Raw genomic sequence first — 20,582 nt, 5'->3', positions numbered from 1 at the left:
TCAGGCGCCGGGGTCGAAGGCCGCCACCGCGGGGTCGAAGACCTGCTCCCGGTAGACGTCGCTGCGCGCCGGGCTCGTGGCCAGCTGCACCACGGCGAGCCCGGCGGGGGTCTCGGCCAGGGCCAGGTCGATCCGCTGCCCGAGGTCGTCGAGCCGGTACAGGTCCCAGGTGGCCGAACCGGTCTCGCGCTGGTCCACCGGCTCGAGGGGCTCACCGGTGCCCAGCTGCGCGGCCACCTGCTGGAGCACCTGGTCGGCCGTCGCCCCGGGCACCACCTGCTGCACCAGCGAGACCAGCGGCGACTGCTGGAAGGCCCCGGGGAGCACCTCGGACCACCCCTCCGGCCGGAGACCGGCGATCCCCAGCTCCTCGCTCTCCCAGGCCGTCATCTCCACCTCCACGCCCTCCGGGGTGAAGGCGGGGAGCTCGACATCGTCGACGCAGGAGGCGTCCGGCTCGCTGTCCGGGTCGGCGAGGAAGTCGCGGGTCAGCTGCACCGCGCACTCGTGGGTCCCCACCGAGCCGTGCCCGGTCGACGGGAACTCGACGAAGACGCTGTTGCCCAGGTCCTCGGCCAGCTGCGCGCCCCACCGCGGCGGGGTGATCGGATCGAGCTCCCCGGCCAGCACGAGGGTGGGGATGTCGCTGGTCAGCGCCTCGTTCTCCGCCGGGCCGGGCTGGCCGGCGTCCCAGTCGGCGCAGACGTCGAAGACAGCCGGCCCCATCGTGGGCGCGTTGGCGAAGAAGCTCTCGACCAGGGGGTGCTCGGCGGCGGCCGCCGCCACCACCTCCTGGTCGCTGAAGCTGACCTCCTCCTCGCACTGCACGGCCAGCTGCTGGCCGACGCTGACCAGGTCCAGCTGCTGGGCGAAGGCGCCGAGCAGCAGCCCGATCGTGCCGAAGTCGTCGTTCGCCGCCGCCTCGACGACCTCCGGGAGGAACGGGATCAGCTCGGTCGAGTACATGCTCTGGAACAGGAACCCGACGAGGCCGGCACCGTCCAGCGGAGCCTCCACCCGTTCGCCGGTGGTCGGGTCGAGCACCGTGACCGTCGCCGGCTCGGCGTCCAGCTCCGCGACGAGGTCGGTGACGGTCTGCGCCAGGTCGGGGTGCTGCTCGGCACACCCGGCGTCGGCGGCGCAGGCGGCGAACAGCCCCTCCAGCGCCCGGGCGGCGTTGCCCGGCGTCTCCTCGTAGAGGTCGGCGTCGATCGGGTAGGAGGCGTCGAGCACCACCGCCCGGATGCCCTCGGGGTGGTCGCGCATGGCGGTCTGCGCCAGCCGCGTGCCGTAGGAGATCCCGTAGAGGTCCCACTCCTCGTGGCCCAGCGCCCGGCGCAGGTCCTCGAGGTCGGCGGCGGAGGCCGCGCTGTCGTAGTCGTCGAAGTCGACGCCCTCGTCGACCAGCCGCTGCCGGCACTCCTCCAGCGCGGCGGTGGCCTGGGCTGCCAGCTCCTCGACCGGCTCGTCCGAACCCAGCGACTCCCGCACCCACGAGCTGTACTCCTCGCAGGCCAGCGAGGGCTCGGTCAGCCCCGTCCCCCGCTGGTCGAGCAGGATCAGGTCGCGCTCCTGGGCGAGCGGCTCGTACAGCTCGCCGAACGCGAGCGGCACGATCTCCAGCGCACCCTGGCCCGGCCCGCCGGAGAGGTAGACGAGCGGCTCTTCGGCCGGGTCCTCGGCGGCCGCGGGGACGACGCCGAAGGCCAGGCTGACCGTGCCGGCGCCCGGATCGTCGCGGTCGGCCAGCACCTCGAGGGTGCCGCACTCGATGTCCACCCCGGCCGGGACGTCGAACCCGCAGGCGCCCCACTCGACCTCGCCGGGGGCGGCGGTCGCCGTCGTCGCCGCCGCGCCCGCGCTGTCGTCCTCGCCGTCACCGGTACAGCCGGCCAGGACCAGGACGGCGAGCGGCACCAGGGCCAGGCGACGGTCCATGGGGTTCCTCCGTGTCAGCTGCCGGTCACACCGGCTGGTCAGCGCGGGCAGTCAACCAGGGACACGCGGTCAGGCGGCCGCGCGCTCGCCACCGCCTTCGGCCCGGACCGCGGCACGCGCGGCCGGGCCGGTTGCCCGCCAGCCGGGCACCGCAGGTCGCTCGGCCCACCGCCCGGGCTCCGCTCCCCGGGCGACGGCCCACCTCGTCACCGGCCGGGCGGCCCGCTCCCCGATCGGACCGGTGCGGGCGCCACGGTTGCGCAGCGCGAGCCAGCTGACCAGCACCGCCCCGCCGAGCAGCAGCAGGTGCCCGACCGCCCGGCCGGTGTGCACGTGGCCGGTCCCCAGGTCGCCGACGGTGACCCAGGCGAGCACCGCGGTGAACGGCAGCAGGAAGGGCAGGGCCCCGGCGGCCAGCCGCGGCAGCACGGCCACGCCGAGGAAGCAGGCGGCCAGTCCCAGGTTCCAGGCCCCCGTCTCGTGCGCCAGGTGCACCGGGGCGGCCGCCGCACCACCGGTGCCCAGCAGCGCCGGCAGGCTGACCGCCAGCTGACCGGCGCCGACGGCCAGCAGGGTGAGCCGGAGGGCGGCGTCCAGCCACGCCCGGGAGCGGACCGCCGGCTGCACCGCGGGCAGCCTGCTCAGCACCGCGGCGGTCACGTCGGGCACCGCCGCGACCGGGGACAGCCGGGCGCGCCGGGTCACTTCCGCCGCGGCCTCGGCCCACCCACGACAGGCCGGGCACCGGCCCAGGTGCTCGTCGACCCAGGCCAGCGGCAGGCCCGGGGACTCGCCGTCCAGGTCGGCGGAGACCGCCTCACGACAGGCTGCACAGCTCACGGTGGCATAGTCGCCGCCGACGACCGCAGAGTTCCCGGAGGGTCCACGTGGGGCAGCTGGAACGTCTCGCGGCCCGCGCAGCCGAGGGCGACAGGCAGGCTCAGGCTGCGCTGATCCGGGAGACGCAGACCGACGTGTGGCGGCTGTGCGCGCACCTGGCCGACCGCCAGGTCGCCGAGGACCTCACGCAGGAGACGTTCCTGCGGGCGCTCCCGGCGCTGTCGGGCTTCGAGGGCCGGTCGTCGCTGCGCACCTGGCTGCTGTCGATCACCCGCCGGGTCTGCGCCGACCACCTGCGAGCCCGGAAGCGCCGCGGCCTGGTGCTGGTCTCCGACGACACCGACCTCGCCGACCTCCTCCGCGACGTGCCGGAGGACGAGGTGGGCGGGTCGGTCGCCGCGCAGGACGTGCTGGACCGGCTGGAGCCCGAGCGCCGGGAGGCCTTCGTGCTGACCCAGCTGATCGGGTTGCCCTACGCCGAGGCCGCAGAGGTGGTGGGCTGCCCGATCGGCACGATCCGCTCCCGCGTGGCCCGGGCCCGCGCCGACCTGGTCGAGGCACTGGTCGCCGCCGACCACCCCCGCACCCGCCGCCCCTCCTGAGGCGCCCCGGGCGGACGCGCCCGCGGTCAGGGCGAGGTGAGCTGCTCCGCGCGGCGGGTGAACGCACGGTGCACGTGCCAGCCGACGGCGTAGACCACCAGTGCCACGAGGAACGCGGTGCCGCCCTCGACCAGGAACGTCCGCAGCTCCGCCTCGGCCACACCGACCCGGTCGACGACCCCGTCCACCCGGTAGGCCTCCCGGATCTCCGTCAACCGCCGCGCCGCGGCGACCGCCCCCGCCACCACGGCCACCGCGGCGAGCAGCGCGGCGACGCCGGTACGCAGTGGGCGGGGCAGCAGGACGCCGTCCGGCACCGGCTGCGGGGGCGTCGTCCCCCACCAGCGGGCCAGCCACCCCAGCAGCGCGACCCCGCCCAGCACGCTGAAGGCGACCTCCAGCCGCAGCGCCCAGGGCTGACCGGGGAAGCGGGTCAGCTCGTCCCAGACCAGGTGGGTCACCGCCCCGACGACCAGCGAGACGGCGATGAGACCGAGCGCCACCGAGCCACGCCAGCGGAAGCCCCGGGCCGCGGGCACCGCCCGCCCGGCGGCCGACGGCGGCAACAGCGCGAGCAGCGGGCTCTTGAGCAGGAGCTGGAACGTGGCCAGCAGCACCAACCCGATGATCGGGTCCAACCAGAGCACGGACGACGACTCGTGCGTCAGCGTGAGGTTGTAGTCACCGCCGAGCCACTGCAGCGACACGTAGTAGGGCAGGTCCGGGGCCATCGCGCCGGCGACCAGCGCGGAGGGCACCAGGGGAGTGCGCAGCAGCGGGAGCACCACCGCTGGGTGGGCGAGGGTGAACGGCACGCGGGCAGGGTAGGGCGCGCCTACTCCGCCGACGGGGACCCGACCGCGTGCGTCCGGTCAGCCCGCGGTCAGGGGTGCTGGGCCGCCAGGCGGCGGAGCCGCTCGTTGTAGGCGGTCAGCTCCGGGTCCTCGCCGCTCTCGCCGCGGGCGATCGCCCGGTCCCGCACGCGGTCCGCGGCCCGGTTGGCCCGCTCCTCGGACCGGGTCCACTGGAAGAAGACCACCGCCAGCACCAGCACGGTGGGGAACTCACCGAACGACCAGGCGATGCCGCCGGCCGCCCCCTGGTCGTAGAGCGGGTCGATGCCCCAGGACTCCGGCGGGGTGGCGTAGCTGGTCAGCAGCACCGAGCTGCTCATCATCACGATCACGCCGAAGAAGGCGTGGAACGGCGCGGGCAGCAGCAGCTCGAGCATCCGGGCGCCGTGCCCGGAGCGCCGGGGCCACGGGTCGATGGCCATGATCGGGCCGAAGAACAGCAGCCCCGTGACCAGGAAGTGCAGCAGCATGAACGTGTGCCCGACCGTCGTCGACATGAGGTCGTCGAACAGCGGGGTGAAGTAGACGCCGTAGAGGCTGGCGATGAACAGCGGGATGGTGAAGAACGGTGAGGAGACCAGCTGGCCGAGCCGGCTGTGCAGCGCACCGAGCAGCGCCCGCCGCGGCACCCCCGCGGGCCCCTGCGCCGCGGGGAGGGCACGCAGCATCAGGGTGACCGGGGCGCCGAGCAGCAACAGCAGCGGGATGATCATGCTCAGCACCATGTGCTGCACCATGTGCAGGCTGAACAGCACCATCCCGTAGCTCTGCAGGCCGCTGGCGGTGACGTGGAAGAGGACGGCGCACCCGATCAGCCAGGCGACGGTGCGGGACGGCGCCCAGTCCACCCCCCGGCGGTGCAGCCGCCACAGCCCGGCCAGGTAGCCGAGGGCCAGCAGCACGGCCAGCCAGGCCACCGGCGAGGCGGCGGCCAGGTCCAGCCCCAGCACCCGGCCGGTCGTCGGCGGCAGCTCCGGGACGTGCATCGAACCCATGCCGCCGTGCTCGTGCCCCACGTCAGTCCTCTCTCAGCCCCGCTGTGTGGCTCCCACGGTAGGCCCGCCCCGGCCCCCCTCGCCTCGATCGGCGAGGGGGACCGGGCGTTCCGGCTAGCGCAGGGTGACCTGGCGGGACAGCAGCCCGGCGCGGGCCCGACGCTCGTCGGCGTTCAGCGGCTCGGTGACCGCCAGCGCGGCCTCCAGCCGGGAGTGCAGCTCCGCCGAGGGGCCGGCCCACTCGGCACCGGGCACCTCGCCCGGCACGTCCCACACCGGGACGGCGAGGCCCAGCGCACGGAAGGCACCGGCGTAGCGGGTGCCCTCCCCCAGGCTGAGCTGCTCGGCCGCGCCGAGCCGGGCCAGGGCGTCCAGCAGCGCCTCCTCCGGCTCGGGGCGCACCCAGCGCACGTGCCCGCGGTCGGTGGTCGGCCGGCACCAGTACGCCGCCTCCAGGCCGGCCAGCCGGACCGTGGGCATCACCATCTCGTTGGCCTGCTGCAAGCTCGCCCGGGCGGCCGCGTCGACGTCGGCGCCCTCGAGCCAGAAGCCGAAGTCGTCGTGCACGGTGACCTCGAACGGCGCCGAGAGGTCCAGCAGCTCCTGTAGCCGCGGCCCGGCGGAGCCGGCGGCACCGATCGGGCCCGGGTCGACGGGGGCGCCGGCCGGGGCCTCGAGCGCGGCGGCGAGCGCGGTGCCGAGGTCGCGGCTGACGTCGTCGGAGGACGTCTGCAGCTGGACGCCGAGCAGGATCTCGCCGTTGGCGCGCACCAGGGCGGGCGTGCCGCCGGGCAGGACGCTGGCCAGCGTGACCGAGCGGCCGTCCGTGGTGGTCAGCTTCGCGGTGGCGGCCGGCACGAGCTCGCGCAGCGCCACCCAGTCGACCTCGCCGGGCAGGCCCTCGAACGGGCGGAGCACGGGCTGGCCGTAACCGGAGCCGTGGCAGTGCTTGTAGCGGCGGCCGGAGCCGCAGGGGCAGGGCGCCTTCGGGTTGGTCTCGCCGGCTGTCGCAGGGGCAGCGGGACGGCGGGTCGTGGTGCGGGCCATGCATGCGAGGGTAGTCAAAGGACCCCCTCGCCCCCGCCCCTCACCGGGTCACGGCCGGCGCAGCGGCGGGACGTCCACCCAGGCACGGGCCGTTCACTACGCTGCTGCCGGTGACGCCGGCCCCTGCTCCGTTCGACCTGACCGACGCCGCCCTGGTCGCCGACCCCTACCCGGCCTTCGCCGTGGCCCGCGCCGCAGCGCCGGTGCAGTGGAACGAGCAGCAGGACATCTGGCTGGCCTTCGGCCACGCCGAGGCCAACGCTGTCCTGCGGGACCGGCGGCTGGGCCGGATCTGGTCGGACCGTGCCCCCGCCGAGCGGTTCGAAAGCTTCAACCTGATCCACCGCAACGCCATCCTGGAGATGGAGCCACCCACGCACACCCGGCTGCGCCGGCTGATCAGTGCGGCGTTCGCCCGCGGCCACGTCGAGCGGCTGCGGCCCTGGGTGCAGGAGCTGGCCGACTCCCTCGTCGACTCCCTCGTCGAGCGCTCCGCCGGGGAGACTGGCGTCGACGTGCTGTCCGGGATGGCCGAGGAGCTGCCGGTGGCGGTCATCGCCGAGCTGCTGGGCGTCCCGGCGGCCGACCGGCCGCTGCTGCGCCCGTGGTCGAACGCGATCGTGAAGATGTACGAGTACGGCCGGACGACGGAGGTCGAGGCCGACGCCGAGCGGGCCGCCGCCGAGTTCGTCGCCTACCTCCGGGAGCTGGCCGCCGAGCGGCGGACCGCCCCGGGGGAGGACCTGCTCACCCACCTGGTCACGGTGCGCGACGCCGAGGGCGACCGGCTCACCGAGGACGAGCTGGTCACCACCTGCATCCTGCTGCTCAACGCCGGGCACGAGGCGACGGTCAACGTGAGCGGCAACGGGCTGCTGGCGCTGCTGGAGCACCCGGACCAGCTGGACCGGCTGCGTGCGGACCCGGCCCTGCTCCCGACCGCGATCGAGGAGCTGATGCGCTACGACTCGCCGCTGCAGCTGTTCGAGCGCACCGCCACCTCCGACGTCGAGATCGGCGGGGTCACCATCGCCCGGGGGCAGAAGGTCGCCGCCCTGCTGGGCAGCGCGAACCGGGACCCGGCCGTCTTCGCCGACCCCGACACCCTCGACGTGGGGCGCACCGAGAACCCGCACATCTCCTTCGGCGCGGGGGTGCACTTCTGCATCGGCGCCCCGCTGGCCCGGGTCGAGCTGCAGGCCTCCTTCGGTGCGCTGCTGAGCCGCACCTCCCGGCTGGAGCTGGCCCGCCCGGCCCGGCGCCGCCCGGAGTTCGTCATCCGCGGGCTGCAGGACCTGCCGGTCGTGCTCACCGGCCGCTGAGTGCGACAGCAGGGTGTGGTCTTTCGTGCGTGAGTCGGCGCGCTCCGGCGCGGGTCAAGCCGCGCCGCCCGACGTGGAGCCGCGCTGTGACCCGGCTCCACGTCCGACGATGCGGGTCAACCCTGGTGAGCCGCATGGAACGGCAGCCGGTGTCGCTGAGCCGTAGCAGGCCAGCGCGCCCCTACGGGCGCAGCCCGGGGTGTTCTGCCGCCACCCGTCCGGTGAGCAGAACCAGGTGGACTCACGCACATCTGTCACACCCTGCTGCCGAACTCACCGGCCGCTGAGCCGCGGCCCCGGCGGCGGGGCGGCGGCCGGCATGCCGTTGCACCGGGAAACGACCCCGGGGTACCGGTCCACGCCGCGTCCATGATCCGTCACAGCTGGTGCTGACCGCGTCGTGGAGCCCGGGAAAGCTCACCGCCGACCGGCTCTGCCGGCCGATGGCCTGCCTAACGTTGGTCCGTCCGCCACACGGCGGGCTCCGGACGACGACACCGCCGAACCTGCCCACCGTCGGCCCGGACGTCACGAGACCACGGGCAGGCGCGGGGGACCCACCTCGCAGGACCAGGCCTCCGGGCCTTGGGGTGAAGCCGCAGCACGCGGCCGGGCAGCTCTCGCCCGAACCCGACAGCTAACTCCGCAGGCGGCGAGAGGCACACACACCCATGCTCAATCGCTTCACGGCACGGCGCGACCGCTCCACCGGGCGATCCGCCCTCGCTTCCGCGGCGCGCCCGGCCATGGTCGTCGCGGCAGCTGCAGCGATGTCCTTCGGGGTCATCGCACCCGCCCAGGCCCACACGGGCAGCCACACCGTCAGCCCCGGGGACACCCTCAGCAAGCTCGCCAGCAGCCACGGCACCTCCTGGCAGACCATCTACGCGGCCAACCAGGGCACCATCGGCAGCAACCCGAACGTGCTGCGCGTCGGCCAGGTGCTGACCATCGGCGGCGGCTCGGCCCCGGCGGCTGCACCGGCGGCCGCACCCGCGGCGGCGACCGGCACCTACGTCGTGCGCCCCGGCGACACCCTCGGCAAGATCGCCGCCCAGCACGGCACCACCTGGCAGGCCCTCTACGCCGCCAACCGCGGCACCATCGGCGGCAACCCGAACGTGCTCCGCATCGGCCAGACCCTCACCCTCGGCGGCGGGGCGGCCCCGGCAGCGCCGGCGGCCCCGGCACCCCGCCCGGTCGAGCAGGCAGCCAGCCGCAGTGCCGACCGGACCGCCACCGGTGACCCCCGCAGCATCGGCCGGACCATGGTCGCCGAGCGGGGCTGGGGTCCCGGCGAGTTCACCTGCCTGGACAACCTGTGGACCAAGGAGAGCAACTGGAAGACCACGGCCGACAACCCGAACTCCAGCGCCTACGGCATCCCGCAGGCGCTGCCCGGTTCGAAGATGGCCGCGGCCGGTCCGGACTGGCGCACCAACCCGGCCACCCAGATCACCTGGGGCCTGGACTACATCACCGACCGCTACGGCACCCCGTGTGCCGCGTGGGCGCACTCCCAGGCCCACAACTGGTACTGATCGACGCGCGGCGCGGGTGGGTCGGCGCGGCTGCGCGCTGACCCACCCGCGCCGGTGGTCCGAGCCACCGGACCTGCAGACGACGACGCCCCGGCCGGGCAACCGGCCGGGGCGTCGTCGCGCGTCAGAGGCGCTGGTTGAGCCGGTGGTAGGCGGCGCTCCAGCGCAGTTCCTTGGCCAGGCTTCGCCGGGTGGTGTCGGCGTCGATGAGCACCAGCTCGGTGTCGAAGACCTCGGCCAGGTCGGTCAGCTCGTCGGCCCCCAGCTGGGTCGACAGCACCGTGTGGTGCGGACCGCCGGCGGTCAGCCAGCCCTCGGTCGCCGTCTCGAAGTCCGGCCGGGGCTCCCAGACCGCCCGCGCCACCGGCAGGTTCGGCAGCGGCTCGGAGGGCTCGACGACGTCGATCTCGTTGGCCACCCAGCGGAACCGGTCGCCCAGGTCGCACCAGCCCAGCGTGATGCCCGCGCCGGGGGCGGCGTTGAACACCAGCCGGGCCGGGTCCTCGCGGCCGCCGATGCCCAGCGGGTGCACCTCCAGCCGCGGCTTCTCCCCGGCGATCGTCGGGCACACCTCGAGCATGTGCGCGCCGAGGATCTTCGGGGTCTCCGAGGCCAGGTCGTAGGTGTAGTCCTCCATGAAGGAGGTGCCACCGGGCAGGCCCTGGGCCGCGACCTTGAGCACCCGCAGCAGCGCCGAGGTCTTCCAGTCGCCCTCGCCGCCGAAGCCGTAGCCCTCGGCCATCAGCCGCTGCACGGCGAGGCCCGGGAGCTGGCGCAGGCCGCCGAGGTCCTCGAAGTTGGTGGTGAAGGCACCGAAGCCGCCCTCGGTGAGGAACTGGCGCAGCGCCACCTCGACCCGTGCCTGGTAGCGCACGCTCTCGTGCCGATCACCGCCCGGGCGCAGGTCGGCGTCCATCTCGTACAGGTCGCCGTACTCGGCGACGACCGCGTCGACGGCGGAGTCGCCCACGCGCTCGACGACCTCGACCAGGTCGTTGACCCCCCAGGTGTTCACCGACATGCCGAAGCGGATCTCCGCCTCGACCTTGTCCCCCTCGGTGACCGCGACGTTCCGCATGTTGTCGCCGAACCGGGCCAGCTTCAGACCGCGCGCGGCGGCCACACCGGCGGCGGCGCGGGCCCACGAGCCGACCCGGGCCTGCACCCGCGGGTTGCCCGCGTGGCCGGAGACGGTCGTGCGCGGCGTACGCAGCCGGGTGAGCATGAAGCCGTACTCGCGGTCGCCGTGGGCGGCCTGGTTGAGGTTCATGAAGTCCATGTCGATCGTCGCCCACGGCAGGGCGGCGTCGGCCTGGGTGTGCAGGTGGAGCAGCGGCTTGCGCAGCGCGTCCAGCCCGGAGATCCACATCTTCGCTGGGGAGAAGGTGTGCATCCAGGTGATGACGCCGAGGCAGTTCGGGTCCTCGTTCGCCTCCCCCATCATCCGGCGGATGGCCCCGGCGTCGGTGAGCACCGGCTTCCAGACCACCCGGACCGGCACCGCGTCAGCGCCGTCCAGCGTCGCGGCGACCCGCTGCGACTGCTCGGCGACCTGCTGGAGGGTCTCCTCGCCGTACAGCCCCTGGCTGCCGGTGAGGAACCAGATCTCCGAACCCTCGAATGCCACCTGCTGCTCCTTCGTGCTCATCGTTGTCCGTAGACGTTCTGGTAGCGCGCGTACAGCGAGTCGATGTCCGCCTGCGCGATCGGGACCGGCTCACCGAGCTGCCGGGAGAGGTGCACCGTGCGGGCGACGTCCTCGGTCATGACGGCGGCCTTGACCGCGGCCTTCGCCGAGGGCCCGATGGTGAAGACGCCGTGGTTCTTCATCAGCACCGCCGGCGAGCGGTGCCCCTGCAGCGTCGCGACGATGCCCTGGCCGATCGAGTCGTCGCCGATCAGCGCGAACGGCCCCACCGGGATCGGCCCGCCGAACTCGTCGGCCATCGCCGTGAGCACGCAGGGGATCTCCTCCTGCCGGGCCGCCCAGGCCGCGGCATAGGTGCTGTGGGTGTGCACCTGGCCGTTCACCTCGGGCATGTTCCGGTAGACGTAGGCGTGCGCCGCCGTGTCGCTGGAGGGGGCCTGGACGCCGTCGACGGCGTTGCCGTCGAGGTCGCAGACGGTGATGCCCTCCCAGGTCAGCTGGTCGTACTCGACGCCGCTGCCCTTGATGACGAACAGGTCCTCGCCGGGGACCCGCTCGGACACGTTGCCCGAGGTCCAGGTGACCAGCTCGTAGCGGGTGAGGTAGGTGTGCAGGTGGGCGACGTGCTCGCGCTGCGCGCGGTGGGTGCCCTGCTCGGTGCGGGTGGGGGTGGCGGTCATGCCGGCTGCTCCTCGGTGGTGTCGGCGGACGGGGTCAGGTCGGTCTGCCGGTCGCCGACGGCCACGTGGTCCACGGCGGCCCGCTCGACCGGGAGGGCGGCGACGTACCGCACCATGAACGCGTCGAAGCCCGCGACGTCGGCGGGGTCGGGCTCGGCGGTGGTCAGGCTCGCGCCGGCGAAGACCTCGGTGTCCAGGTACTCCGGGAGGCTCTGCTCCGGGGCGCGACCGGCGGCGAAGGCAGCCAGGACGGCGATCCCCCAGGCGCCGCCTTCGGCAGCGACGTCGCCGACGGCGACCGGGGTGTCGATCGCGGCAGCCAGGAAGCGCTGCGCCACGCCCTCGGTCTTGAACATGCCGCCGTGGGCGAACATCCGGTCCAGCCGCACGCCCTCGGACTTCTGCAGGACGTCCATGCCGATCCGCAGCGTGGCCAGGGACGAGAACAGGTGCGTCCGCATGAAGGTGCCCAGGTCCAGCGGGCTGTCCGGCGAGCGCAGGAAGAGCGGCCGGCCCTCCTCGAACTCGGTGATCGGCTCCCCGGAGAGGTAGTTGTAGGCGAGCATCCCGCCGCAGTCGCTCGCCCCGCTCAGCGCGGCGGCGAAGAGGGTCTCGAAGACCTGGGCGGCGTCGGCCTCGGCGCCCAGCGCCCGGGCGAACTCGGCGAACAGCCCGGCCCAGGCGTTGAGCTCGCTGGCCCCGTTGTTGCAGTGCACCATCGCCACCGGGTCGCCGGCCGGCGTGGTCACCAGGTCCAGCTCGCGGTGCACCTCGGCGAGCTCCCGCTCGAGCACCACCATGGCGAACACCGACGTCCCCGCGGAGACGTTGCCGGTGCGCGGGGCGACCGAGTTGGTGGCGACCATCCCGGTGCCCGCGTCACCCTCCGGGGGGCAGAGCGGCACGCCGGGGCGCAGGGCTCCGGTGGGGTCGAGCAGCCGCGCGCCTGCCTCGGTGAGCGTGCCGGCCGGCTGCCCGGCGACGGCGATGGTGGGCAGCAGCTCGGCCAGGGTCAGCTCGACCCCGGCCTCGGCGGCGAGCTGGTCGAACCGGGCCAGCATCGTGGCGTCGTACCCACCGTCGGCGCCGATCGGGAAGATGCCGCTGGCGTCCCCGACGCCGAGGACCTTCTCGCCGGTGAGCTGCCAGTGCACGTACCCGGCGAGCGTGGTCAGGTGGTCGACCCGGCCGACGTGCTCCTCGCGGTCCAGGACGGCCTGGTAGAGGTGCGCGACGCTCCACCGGTGCGGGATGTTGCACCCGAACTCGGCGCTGAGCCGCTCGGCCGCCCGACCGGTGTTCGTGTTGCGCCAGGTGCGGAACGGCGCGAGCAGCTCACCGTCGGCGTCGAAGGCCAGGTAGCCGTGCATCATCGCGGAGACGCCGAGCGCACCGACGCCGGCCAGCTCCACCCCGTGGCGCCGCCGCACGTCCTCGGTCAGGGCGGCGACGCTCTCCTGCACCCCGGACCACACGTCCTCCAGGGAGTACGTCCAGAGCCGGTCGACCAGCTGGTTCTCCCAGTCGTGGCTGCCGACGGCGAGCGGCGCGTGGTCCGGGCCGATCAGCACCGCCTTGATCCGGGTCGAGCCGAACTCGATCCCCAGGGCGGTGCGACCGGAGGTGATCGCGGTGCCTCCGTCCATCGTCATCTCAGGAGCCCTCTCCGCCCACCGTGCCGGGCGTGGTCGCAATGAGCCGGACGGCTGTGGGCCGCGGCACGGTGCTCGATTGTTAGCGTTAACAACAGCTCAGTCAAACCGTCCGGCGGGCCGGTCCGGTGGACCGCCGCACGATCAGCTGCGGCAGCACCGGCTGGGACTCCAGCGGTTCCCCACGCAACCGGGAGAGCACCAGCTCGACACCCCGGCGGCCCAGTTCGGCGAAGTCCTGCCGCACCGTGGTGAGCGGCGGGCTGAAGTACCCGCACTCGGGCACGTCGTCGAAGCCCACCACGCTGATGTCCCCGGGCACCGACAGCCCCTCGTCGGCCAGGGCGCTGAGCAGGCCCAGCGCCATCTGGTCGTTGGCCACGAACACGGCGGTGACGTCCTCCTGCCCGGCCCGCACCCGCGCGGCGAGCGCCCGGCCGGCCGCGTGCCCCGAGGACGGCCACCAGTCCCCGTGCAGCGGCTCGGGCACGGGCGCACCGGCGTCCTCCAGGGCACGGCGCCAGCCGATCACGCGCCCGCGGGCCTCCAGCGAGTCCGGTGGCCCGGTGACGTGGTGGACCGTGCGGTGCCCCAGCTCGAGCAGGTGACGCGTGGCCAGCTCGGCCCCCACCTCCTGCGCGACCCACACCGTGGGCCGGGACTCGTCCCGGCCCACCTGCACCGCGATCAGCGGCACCGGCGCCTCGAACCGCCGCAGCGCCTCCACGGCCTGGCCGTAGGTGGAGAGCGCGACCACCGCGTCGACGGACTGGGCCACGAAGCGGTCGACCGCCTCGCGCATCGCCGCCTCGCTGTCGTCGTCGAGGATGGCGACCCCGAGGGAGTAGCCGGCCGCGCGGGCGGCCTTCTCCAGCCCGAGCAGCGTCTGAGCCGGCCCGTACTGGTTGATGTGCGAGACCACCAGCCCGAACGAGCGGGTGGACCCGGTGACCAGGGCGCGGGCCGCCGCGTTCGGCCGGTAGCCGAGCTCGGTGATGGCCCGCTGGACGCGTTCCCTGGTCGCCGGCGCCACGTTCGGGTGCCCGTTGACGACCCGGGACACCGTCTGGTGCGAGACGCCGGCGTGCACGGCGACGTCGGAGAGTGCCAACGCGCGCGGCGCTCCATCGGGCAGCACGGTCCCCCCTTCAGCAGAGGGCGGCGCCGATGCCGTCCTCGAGATGAGGACGGCGCCGGTGCCGCCCTCGACTTGGTGGCTCCGCGACCTACGTCAGCGGGAGGCTCCGGCGCGCCGCTTGTTGTAGACGTCGAAGGCGACGGCCAGCAGCAGGACGAGGCCCTTGACCACCGACTGGATCGACTGGTCGACGCCCAGGAGCGACATGCCGTTGCTCATGACCGCCATGATCAGACCACCGACCATGGCCCCGACCACGGTGCCGACACCGCCGGTGACCGCCGCACCACCGATGAAGGCGGCGGCGATGGCGTCCAGCTCGAACATCTCGCCGGCGGCGGGCTGGGCACCGTTGGACCGGGACGAGTAGATGACCCCGGCCACCGCGGACAGGAAGCCCATGTTGACGAAGATCCAGAAGTTGACGGCCTTGACCTTGACGCCGGACAGCGTCGCCGCCGAGAGGTTGCCGCCGATGGCGTAGACCTGGCGCCCGAACACGGTGTTCTTGGTGATCAGGCCGTAGGCGATCGCCAGCACACCGAGGATGATCAGCACGATGGGCAGGCCGCGGGCGTTGGCCAGCTGCCAGGCGAAGGCCATCACGACCGCGCCGACGGCGACGACCTTGACGATGAACAGCGCCAGGGACTCGACCGGCTGCCCGTAGCGGGTCCGAGCGGCACGAGAGCGCCACCCGCTGACCGCGTAGCCGGCCACCGCCACGCCGCCGATCAGCAGGGTGAAGGCGTCGTAGCCGTAGCCGCCGAGCAGGCCGTTGAGGAACCCGCTGGCCACCTCGCGGTACTCCGCCGGGAACGGGGACAGCGAGACGTTGTCCAGCACCTGGAGCGTCAGCCCGCGGAACAGCAGCATGCCGGCGAGGGTCACGATGAACGCCGGGATGCCGACGTAGGCGACCCAGAAGCCGTGCCAGGCGCCGACCAGCAGGCCCACCGCGATGGCGGCCAGGACGCCGGCCCACCACGGCAGGCCCCGGTCGATGACCAGCACCGCGGAGACGGCTCCGGTGAGCGCGACGACCGACCCCACGGAGAGGTCGATGTGCCCGGCGATGATCACGATGACCATGCCGATGGCGAGCACCAGGATGTAGGAGTACTGCAGGACCAGGTTGGTGACGTTCCCGGCGCTGAGGAGGGTGCCGTCGGTCAGGAACGTGAAGAGCGCGACGATCGCGATGAAGGCGACGTAGATGCCGCTCTGGCGCAGGTTGCTGCGGAGGAACTCGCGCATGCTGCCCGAACCGCTCTGCCCGGCGGGCTTGGGCGTGAAGTCGGCGTTCGGTGGGGTCTGACCCGCCTCTGGGGGAACGGTCCTGGTCATGCTGCGAGCTCCCTCTCCTTGGTCATGAGCGCCATCAGGCTCTCCTGGGTGGCCTCACGCACCGGCACCTCACCGGTGATCCGGCCGGCGGACAGCGTGTAGACGCGGTCGCAGGTGCCGAGCAGCTCGGGCAGCTCGGACGAGATGACGACGACGGCCTTCCCGGCCGCCACGAGGTCGTTGATGATCGTGTAGATCTCGTACTTGGCGCCCACGTCGATGCCGCGGGTGGGCTCGTCGAGGATGAGCACGTCCGGGTCCGTGTAGAGCCACTTGGACAGGACGACCTTCTGCTGGTTGCCGCCGGAGAGCTTGCCCACGATCGACGAGACGCTGGGCGCCTTGATGTTCATGCTCTTCCGGCTGGCCTCGGCGACCTTGGTCTCCTCGTTGCTGTTCACCCAGCCACGGCGGGAGAGCTTGCCGAGGCCGGCGGCGGAGACGTTCCGCCGGATGTCCTCGATCAGGTTGAGGCCGTACTTCTTGCGGTCCTCGGTCGCGTAGGCGATGCCGTTGTCGATCGCCTCGGTGACCGAGCGCGTCTTCACCTCCTTGCCGTGCATGAAGACCTTGCCGGAGACCAGCCGGCCGTAGGAGCGGCCGAAGATGCTCATCGCGAGCTCGGTGCGCCCGGCGCCCATCAGCCCGGCAATCCCGACGACCTCACCGGCGCGCACCGAGAAGTCGGCGTGGTCGACCACCAGACGGTCCTGGGTCGGGTGCTTGACCGTCCAGTCCTCGACGCGGAGGACCTCCTCGCCCGGGTGCGACTCGCGCTCGGGGTAGTAGGACTCCAGGTCGCGGCCGACCATGCCGCGGATGATCCGGTCCTGGGTGACCTCGCCGGCGTGCAGGCTCAGCGTCTCGACGGTCTTCCCGTCCCGGATGATCGTCACGTTGTCCGCGATCGCGGTGATCTCGTTCAGCTTGTGCGAGATGATGATCGAGGTGATCCCGCGCTCCTGGAGCTTGCGGATCAGACCGAGCAGGTGCGCGGAGTCGGTGTCGTTGAGCGCCGCGGTGGGCTCGTCCAGGATGAGCAGCTTCACGTCCTTGGAGAGCGCCTTCGCGATCTCCACGAGCTGCTGCTTGCCGACGCCGAGCTGCCCGACGGGGGTGATCGCGTTCTCGTGCAGGCCCACGGACTCGAGCAGCTCGCTGGCCTCGGCGTTGACCTTGTGCCAGTTGATCAGGCCGCCGCGGCCGCGGCGCTCGTTGCCCAGGAAGATGTTCTCCGCGATCGACAGGTAGGGCACCAGCGCGAGCTCCTGGTGGATGATCGCGATCCCCACGTGCTCGCTGTCGCGGATGCCGGAGAACCGGCAGACGTCGCCGTCGAAGACGATCTCACCGTCGTAGCTGCCGGCCGGGTAGACGCCGGAGAGCACCTTCATCAGCGTGGACTTGCCCGCGCCGTTCTCACCACAGATCGCGTGGACCTCGCCGCGTCGCACGGTCAGCGACACGTCCTCCAGGGCCTTGACCCCGGGGAAGGTCTTGGTGATGGAGCGCATCTCCAGGATGTTGTCGTCCATGGACTCCGTCGTCCTCGTCATTCACAAGGGGTGGGTGCACCGAGTGCGGGTCACTCGGGATGTGGAGTTGCGGTCACCCCACCGGGCCGGTGTCCGGCAGGTGGGGTGGAACCCCACGGGCCGGTGTCCGGCAGGTGGGGTGGAACCGGCCGGGTCCGACAGCGTGCTGCCGGACCCGGCCGGGACTGGGGGACGGACGTCAGTCCGTCTGACCTGCGGCGACCTCTTCGGCGGTGTAGTAGCCGGAGTCGATCAGGACCGACTGGATGTCGTCCTGGTAGACCGTCTCGATCGGGAGCAGGTAGGACGGGACGACCTTGACACCGTTGTCGTAGGTCTCGGTGTCGTTGGCCTCCGGCTCCTCGCCCTCGAGGTAGGCCGTGGCGGCGGCGACGGCCTGCTCGGCCAGCAGCCGGGTGTCCTTGAAGACCGTGGAGTCCTGGACGTTGTCGGCGATCAGCTTGACGGACGCGATCTCGGCGTCCTGACCGGTGATCACCGGCATCGGCTTGGGCTGCGCGTCCTGCGTCGGGCCGTAGCCGGCGTTCTGCAGCGCGGTGATGATGCCGCGGGAGATGCCGTCGTAGGGCGACAGGACGCCGTTGACGACCGAGCCGTCGTTGTAGCTGGAGGTGAGCAGGTCCTCCATCCGCCGCTGGGCGGTCTCCTGCGACCAGCGCAGCGTGGCAGCCTGCTCGATGCCGGTCTGGCCGGACTTGACGACGAGCGTGCCGTTGTCGATGTAGGGCTGCAGGACGGACATGGCGCCGTTGAAGAAGAAGCCGGCGTTGTTGTCGTCCAGCGAGCCGGCGAACAGCTCGATGTTGAACGGCCCGGTGGCCCCGGTGGGGTTGCCCTCTTCGTCGGTGATGCCCAGGCCGGTCAGCAGGGCGGTGCCCTGCGCGACGCCGACCTTGAAGTTGTCGAAGCTGACGTAGAAGTCGACGTTCTCGGTCTCCCGGATCAGCCGGTCGTAGCTGATCACCGGGATGTCCTGGTCCGCCGCGTTCTGCAGCTGCGCGCTGAGCGCGGTGCCGTCGATCGCCGCGACGATCAGTGCGTCGACGCCCTGGGCGATCATCTGGTCGATCTGCTGCGACTGGGTCGGGATGTCGTCACCGGCGTACAGCAGCTCGACCTGGTACCCGGCCCCCTCGAGCTGGTCCTCGACGTTGGCGCCGTCGGCGATCCAGCGCTCGGAGGTCTCGGTCGGCATCGAGACGCCGATCGTGAGGTCCTCAGGAGCTGCGTTCTCGGTGTCGTTGGTGCTGCCGGCGCCCTCGCCACCACAGGCGGTGAGGGTGAGCGCCAGCGAGGCGCCCAGGGCGGTCAGACCGAGCTTCTTGTTCACTGCCACATCTCTCCTTCGAGACATCTGCCCCCTTGATGGCGCAGGCCCGCCGCTGTGCGGGCTGAGACAGTGTGAGCGCTAACAACCCCGGTCCGTCAAGCCCGTCGCCCAAGTTGAGCGTCACGGTCGCGTAACGACGCGTTCACCTGTCGCTCGACCAGGTGATCCAGCGACGACGCACCCGGGACGGCGGTCGCACTGGGCGAGTCGCGGGTGACCGTCAGTCGTCAGGGGACCGGGCCCAGCTGCGGGGGCAACGGCTCAGGGCCGGGCCGGCCACCGCGGAGGTAGAGCTCGTGCAGGCCCCCGAGAGTCTGCTCGGGCCCGACGCTGTCGTCGGGGAGGTGGACCCCCAGGTCCTCCACGGCGACGAGGGCCTCCAGCCGCTGGACCGAGTCCAGCTCCAGGTCGTCACCCAGCCGGCTGCCGGCTCCGGCGTCGGCGAGGTCCACCTCGAGCTCCTCGGCCAGCCGGTCCCGGAACGCCTCCAGGGACAGTCGTCCGTCGGTCACTGCGTGGCCCCTTCCCGGTCGTCCGTCAGCTCTGCGACCGCCTGTTCCCGCAGCCGGTTCCGCCGCACCTCGCCGTACTCGTTCACCGGGATCTCCGCCACGAAACGGACCCGGTCCGGCTGCTTGGCCGGGGCGAGCTGCGCACGGCAGTGCCGGCGGACGTCCTGGGCAGCCAGCTCCCGCTCCCCGGCGGGGACGACGAAGAGCCACACCTGCTGGTCGCCGTGCACCGGCACGCCGACCGCCGCGCACCGGTCCACGTCCGGCAGCTCGGCGACCACCCGTTCGACCTCCGAGGGGTGGACGTTCTGCCCGCCGCGGACGATCAGGTCGTCGACCCGCCCCAGGATCCGGATGTTGCCGGCGTCGTCCTGGACCCCCAGGTCACGGGTGTGGACCCAGGGCGAGTCCCCGGCCGCGCCCGGCGGGCGGCACAGCAGCTCCCCGGGGGTGCCGGCGGGCACCTCGGCACCCGACTCGTCGACGATCCGCACCTCCGTGCCGGGGAACGGTCGGCCGACGGTCTCCGCCTGGGCCCGGAGCGGGTCCTCCAGGCGGGTCGCCAGCACCCCACCGCCCAGCTCGGTGGAGCCGTAGCCCACCGTGACCGCGCAGCCGAACCGGTCGCGCGCCCGCTCCACGAGGTCGGGGGCCGCCGGCCCGCCGCCCAGCCCGATCACCAGCAGCGAGGACAGGTCGTACGGCGAGAGGTCCTCGACGCGGAGCAGCAGCTCCAGCATCGCCGGCGTCCCGGCCAGCACGTTCACCCCGTGGGCGTCGACCAGCTCCAGGACTCGGCGGGGGACGAAGCCGGGGGTCGTCACCAGGTCGTGCCCCAGCAGGAGCGACCCGGTCAGCACCTGGTGTCCCGCCATCGCCCGGAACGGGCTGGCGGTCAGCCAGGTCTGCCGGCCGCTGGCCCGCAGCAGCTTGGTGCCGTGCCGTGCCGTCACCGTCGCCACCTTCCGCACCCGGGTGACCGGGGACCCGCCGAAGAAGGCGGCGTGCAGCCGCTGCAGGGCGATCAACGGACGCACGACGGCGTGGTGGGTCAGCGGCACCGGCTTGGGGGCCCCGGTGGTCCCGGAGGTGAAGAAGACGGCGGCCGTGTCGTCCCGCCGGCGCACCGCCGGCGGCCCGGGCACCGGCGGTGGGTCGCCGGGGACCCGCCAGCCCTCGCCGGTGACGAGGACGTCGACCCGGCCGGCCGCCGGCGGACGGTCCCGCTCGCCGACCGTCGCCCGCAGGTCGACCACCTGGCCGACCTCGGCCAGCTCCCGGTCGGTCGACTGGCTGTCCAGCGGGACGACCACGCCCCCGAGCAGGACCGTGGCGAAGAAGGCCTCGGCGTACCGGATCCCGTTGGGCAGCAGCAGGCCCACCGCGTCCCCGGGCCCGAGGCCGGCGCCGCGCAGCTCCGCCGCCCGGTCCGCCGCCCGGTCGGCGAGCTCCCGCAGGGTCACCTGCGTGCCGTCGGCGACCAGCCGGGCGTCCCCGGCCGCTGCGGCGGCCGCGGCGAGGACCTCACCGAGGGTCATGCTGGGACGGAGCGGGACCTGTCGCACGTGTCCTCCGGTGGC

At 73.1% G+C, this 20,582-nt stretch carries 17 protein-coding genes and 1 riboswitch; of the genes, 3 read left to right on the top strand and 14 right to left on the bottom strand.

What is annotated here, in order from left to right; all coding sequences use genetic code 11:
* Both O2W20_RS11130 and O2W20_RS11125 read right to left on the bottom strand, forming a co-directional pair.
* Entirely contained in the window at nucleotides 1–1,938 is a 1,938-nt protein-coding gene (locus tag O2W20_RS11130; protein WP_269172558.1) for an alpha/beta hydrolase, read from the bottom strand.
* Between the two features lie 69 nt (nucleotides 1,939–2,007).
* Entirely contained in the window at nucleotides 2,008–2,778 is a 771-nt protein-coding gene (locus O2W20_RS11125; RefSeq protein WP_269172559.1) for a zf-HC2 domain-containing protein, read from the bottom strand.
* A gap of 47 nt (nucleotides 2,779–2,825) precedes the next feature.
* Here O2W20_RS11125 and O2W20_RS11120 point away from each other — a divergent pair, with 47 nt between their 5' ends.
* Nucleotides 2,826–3,380, top strand: coding sequence for a sigma-70 family RNA polymerase sigma factor (locus tag O2W20_RS11120; RefSeq protein WP_269172560.1), 555 nt, complete (start codon nucleotides 2,826–2,828; stop codon nucleotides 3,378–3,380).
* 26 nt (nucleotides 3,381–3,406) lie between these two features.
* Here the strand turns inward: O2W20_RS11120 and O2W20_RS11115 are convergent, their stop codons facing one another.
* The 3 genes from O2W20_RS11115 to O2W20_RS11105 all read right to left on the bottom strand — a co-directional run bounded on the left by O2W20_RS11115 (nucleotide 3,407) and on the right by O2W20_RS11105 (nucleotide 6,276).
* Nucleotides 3,407–4,195, bottom strand: coding sequence for a DUF4184 family protein (locus O2W20_RS11115; protein WP_269172561.1), 789 nt, complete (start codon nucleotides 4,193–4,195; stop codon nucleotides 3,407–3,409).
* Nucleotides 4,196–4,263: 68 nt separating this feature from the next.
* A complete protein-coding gene (locus O2W20_RS11110; RefSeq protein ID WP_269172562.1) occupies nucleotides 4,264–5,229 on the bottom strand; it encodes a cytochrome c oxidase assembly protein in 966 nt (321 codons plus the stop codon).
* Between the two features lie 114 nt (nucleotides 5,230–5,343).
* Nucleotides 5,344–6,276 carry a DUF5926 family protein gene (locus tag O2W20_RS11105; protein ID WP_269172563.1) on the bottom strand — a complete coding sequence of 311 codons (933 nt, stop codon included), beginning with the start codon at nucleotides 6,274–6,276 and terminating at the stop codon, nucleotides 5,344–5,346.
* A 110-nt stretch (nucleotides 6,277–6,386) separates the two neighbouring features.
* On the opposite strand from O2W20_RS11105, the gene O2W20_RS11100 reads away from it, so the two are divergent.
* Nucleotides 6,387–7,598, top strand: coding sequence for a cytochrome P450 (locus O2W20_RS11100; RefSeq protein WP_269172564.1), 1,212 nt, complete (start codon nucleotides 6,387–6,389; stop codon nucleotides 7,596–7,598).
* Nucleotides 7,599–8,146: 548 nt separating this feature from the next.
* Nucleotides 8,147–8,245, top strand: a riboswitch (cyclic di-AMP (ydaO/yuaA leader).
* A gap of 123 nt (nucleotides 8,246–8,368) precedes the next feature.
* The gene (locus O2W20_RS11095) at nucleotides 8,369–9,139 is read left to right on the top strand and encodes a LysM peptidoglycan-binding domain-containing protein (protein ID WP_269172565.1); all 771 of its coding nucleotides are present in this window, start codon (nucleotides 8,369–8,371) and stop codon (nucleotides 9,137–9,139) included.
* Between the two features lie 124 nt (nucleotides 9,140–9,263).
* Here O2W20_RS11095 and araA read toward each other — a convergent pair whose 3' ends face one another.
* The 9 genes from araA to O2W20_RS11050 form a co-directional block, all read right to left on the bottom strand.
* Nucleotides 9,264–10,787, bottom strand: a complete 1,524-nt coding sequence (gene araA, locus O2W20_RS11090) for an L-arabinose isomerase (RefSeq protein WP_269172566.1) — start codon at nucleotides 10,785–10,787, stop codon at nucleotides 9,264–9,266.
* Nucleotides 10,784–11,467 (bottom strand): L-ribulose-5-phosphate 4-epimerase, encoded by a 684-nt coding sequence (locus O2W20_RS11085; protein ID WP_269172567.1) that lies wholly within the window; start codon nucleotides 11,465–11,467, stop codon nucleotides 10,784–10,786. The genes araA and O2W20_RS11085 overlap by 4 nt, the downstream gene beginning before the upstream one ends.
* Nucleotides 11,464–13,113, bottom strand: a complete 1,650-nt coding sequence (locus O2W20_RS11080) for a xylulokinase (protein WP_269185501.1) — start codon at nucleotides 13,111–13,113, stop codon at nucleotides 11,464–11,466. The genes O2W20_RS11085 and O2W20_RS11080 overlap by 4 nt, the downstream gene beginning before the upstream one ends.
* Nucleotides 13,114–13,222: 109 nt before the next feature.
* Entirely contained in the window at nucleotides 13,223–14,230 is a 1,008-nt protein-coding gene (locus O2W20_RS11075) for a LacI family DNA-binding transcriptional regulator (RefSeq protein ID WP_269185500.1), read from the bottom strand.
* A gap of 120 nt (nucleotides 14,231–14,350) precedes the next feature.
* Nucleotides 14,351–15,604, bottom strand: coding sequence for a multiple monosaccharide ABC transporter permease (gene mmsB / locus O2W20_RS11070; RefSeq protein ID WP_269172570.1), 1,254 nt, complete (start codon nucleotides 15,602–15,604; stop codon nucleotides 14,351–14,353).
* Entirely contained in the window at nucleotides 15,601–17,139 is a 1,539-nt protein-coding gene (mmsA, locus tag O2W20_RS11065; protein WP_269172571.1) for a multiple monosaccharide ABC transporter ATP-binding protein, read from the bottom strand. Before mmsA ends, mmsB begins: the two co-directional genes overlap by 4 nt.
* Before the next feature lie 199 nt (nucleotides 17,140–17,338).
* Nucleotides 17,339–18,490, bottom strand: a complete 1,152-nt coding sequence (chvE, locus tag O2W20_RS11060; protein ID WP_269172572.1) for a multiple monosaccharide ABC transporter substrate-binding protein — start codon at nucleotides 18,488–18,490, stop codon at nucleotides 17,339–17,341.
* Between the two features lie 227 nt (nucleotides 18,491–18,717).
* On the bottom strand, nucleotides 18,718–19,002 hold the full coding sequence (locus tag O2W20_RS11055) for an acyl carrier protein (RefSeq protein ID WP_269172573.1): 285 nt from the start codon (nucleotides 19,000–19,002) through the stop codon (nucleotides 18,718–18,720).
* Nucleotides 18,999–20,540, bottom strand: a complete 1,542-nt coding sequence (locus O2W20_RS11050) for a class I adenylate-forming enzyme family protein (RefSeq protein ID WP_269172574.1) — start codon at nucleotides 20,538–20,540, stop codon at nucleotides 18,999–19,001. The genes O2W20_RS11055 and O2W20_RS11050 overlap by 4 nt, the downstream gene beginning before the upstream one ends.
* Between the last annotated feature and the right edge of the window lie 42 nt (nucleotides 20,541–20,582).

It is taken from the genome of Modestobacter sp. VKM Ac-2982, assembly GCF_026967935.1.
Lineage (GTDB): Bacteria > Actinomycetota > Actinomycetes > Mycobacteriales > Geodermatophilaceae > Modestobacter.
This window is presented reverse-complemented; position numbering and strand designations above follow the sequence as displayed.

Bases quoted from the DNA above. Each gene is read 5' to 3' on its own strand.
- O2W20_RS11110 (WP_269172562.1), bottom strand. From the start codon at position 5,229: ATGGGTTCGATGCACGTCCCGGAGCTGCCGCCGACGACCGGCCGGGTG.
- O2W20_RS11080 (WP_269185501.1), bottom strand. From the start codon at position 13,113: ATGGACGGAGGCACCGCGATCACCTCCGGTCGCACCGCCCTGGGGATC.
- araA (WP_269172566.1), bottom strand. From the start codon at position 10,787: ATGAGCACGAAGGAGCAGCAGGTGGCATTCGAGGGTTCGGAGATCTGG.
- mmsA (WP_269172571.1), bottom strand. From the start codon at position 17,139: ATGGACGACAACATCCTGGAGATGCGCTCCATCACCAAGACCTTCCCC.
- O2W20_RS11050 (WP_269172574.1), bottom strand. From the start codon at position 20,540: ATGACCCTCGGTGAGGTCCTCGCCGCGGCCGCCGCAGCGGCCGGGGAC.
- O2W20_RS11105 (WP_269172563.1), bottom strand. From the start codon at position 6,276: ATGGCCCGCACCACGACCCGCCGTCCCGCTGCCCCTGCGACAGCCGGC.
- O2W20_RS11085 (WP_269172567.1), bottom strand. From the start codon at position 11,467: ATGACCGCCACCCCCACCCGCACCGAGCAGGGCACCCACCGCGCGCAG.
- mmsB (WP_269172570.1), bottom strand. From the start codon at position 15,604: ATGACCAGGACCGTTCCCCCAGAGGCGGGTCAGACCCCACCGAACGCC.
- O2W20_RS11095 (WP_269172565.1), top strand. From the start codon at position 8,369: ATGTCCTTCGGGGTCATCGCACCCGCCCAGGCCCACACGGGCAGCCAC.
- O2W20_RS11130 (WP_269172558.1), bottom strand. From the start codon at position 1,938: ATGGACCGTCGCCTGGCCCTGGTGCCGCTCGCCGTCCTGGTCCTGGCC.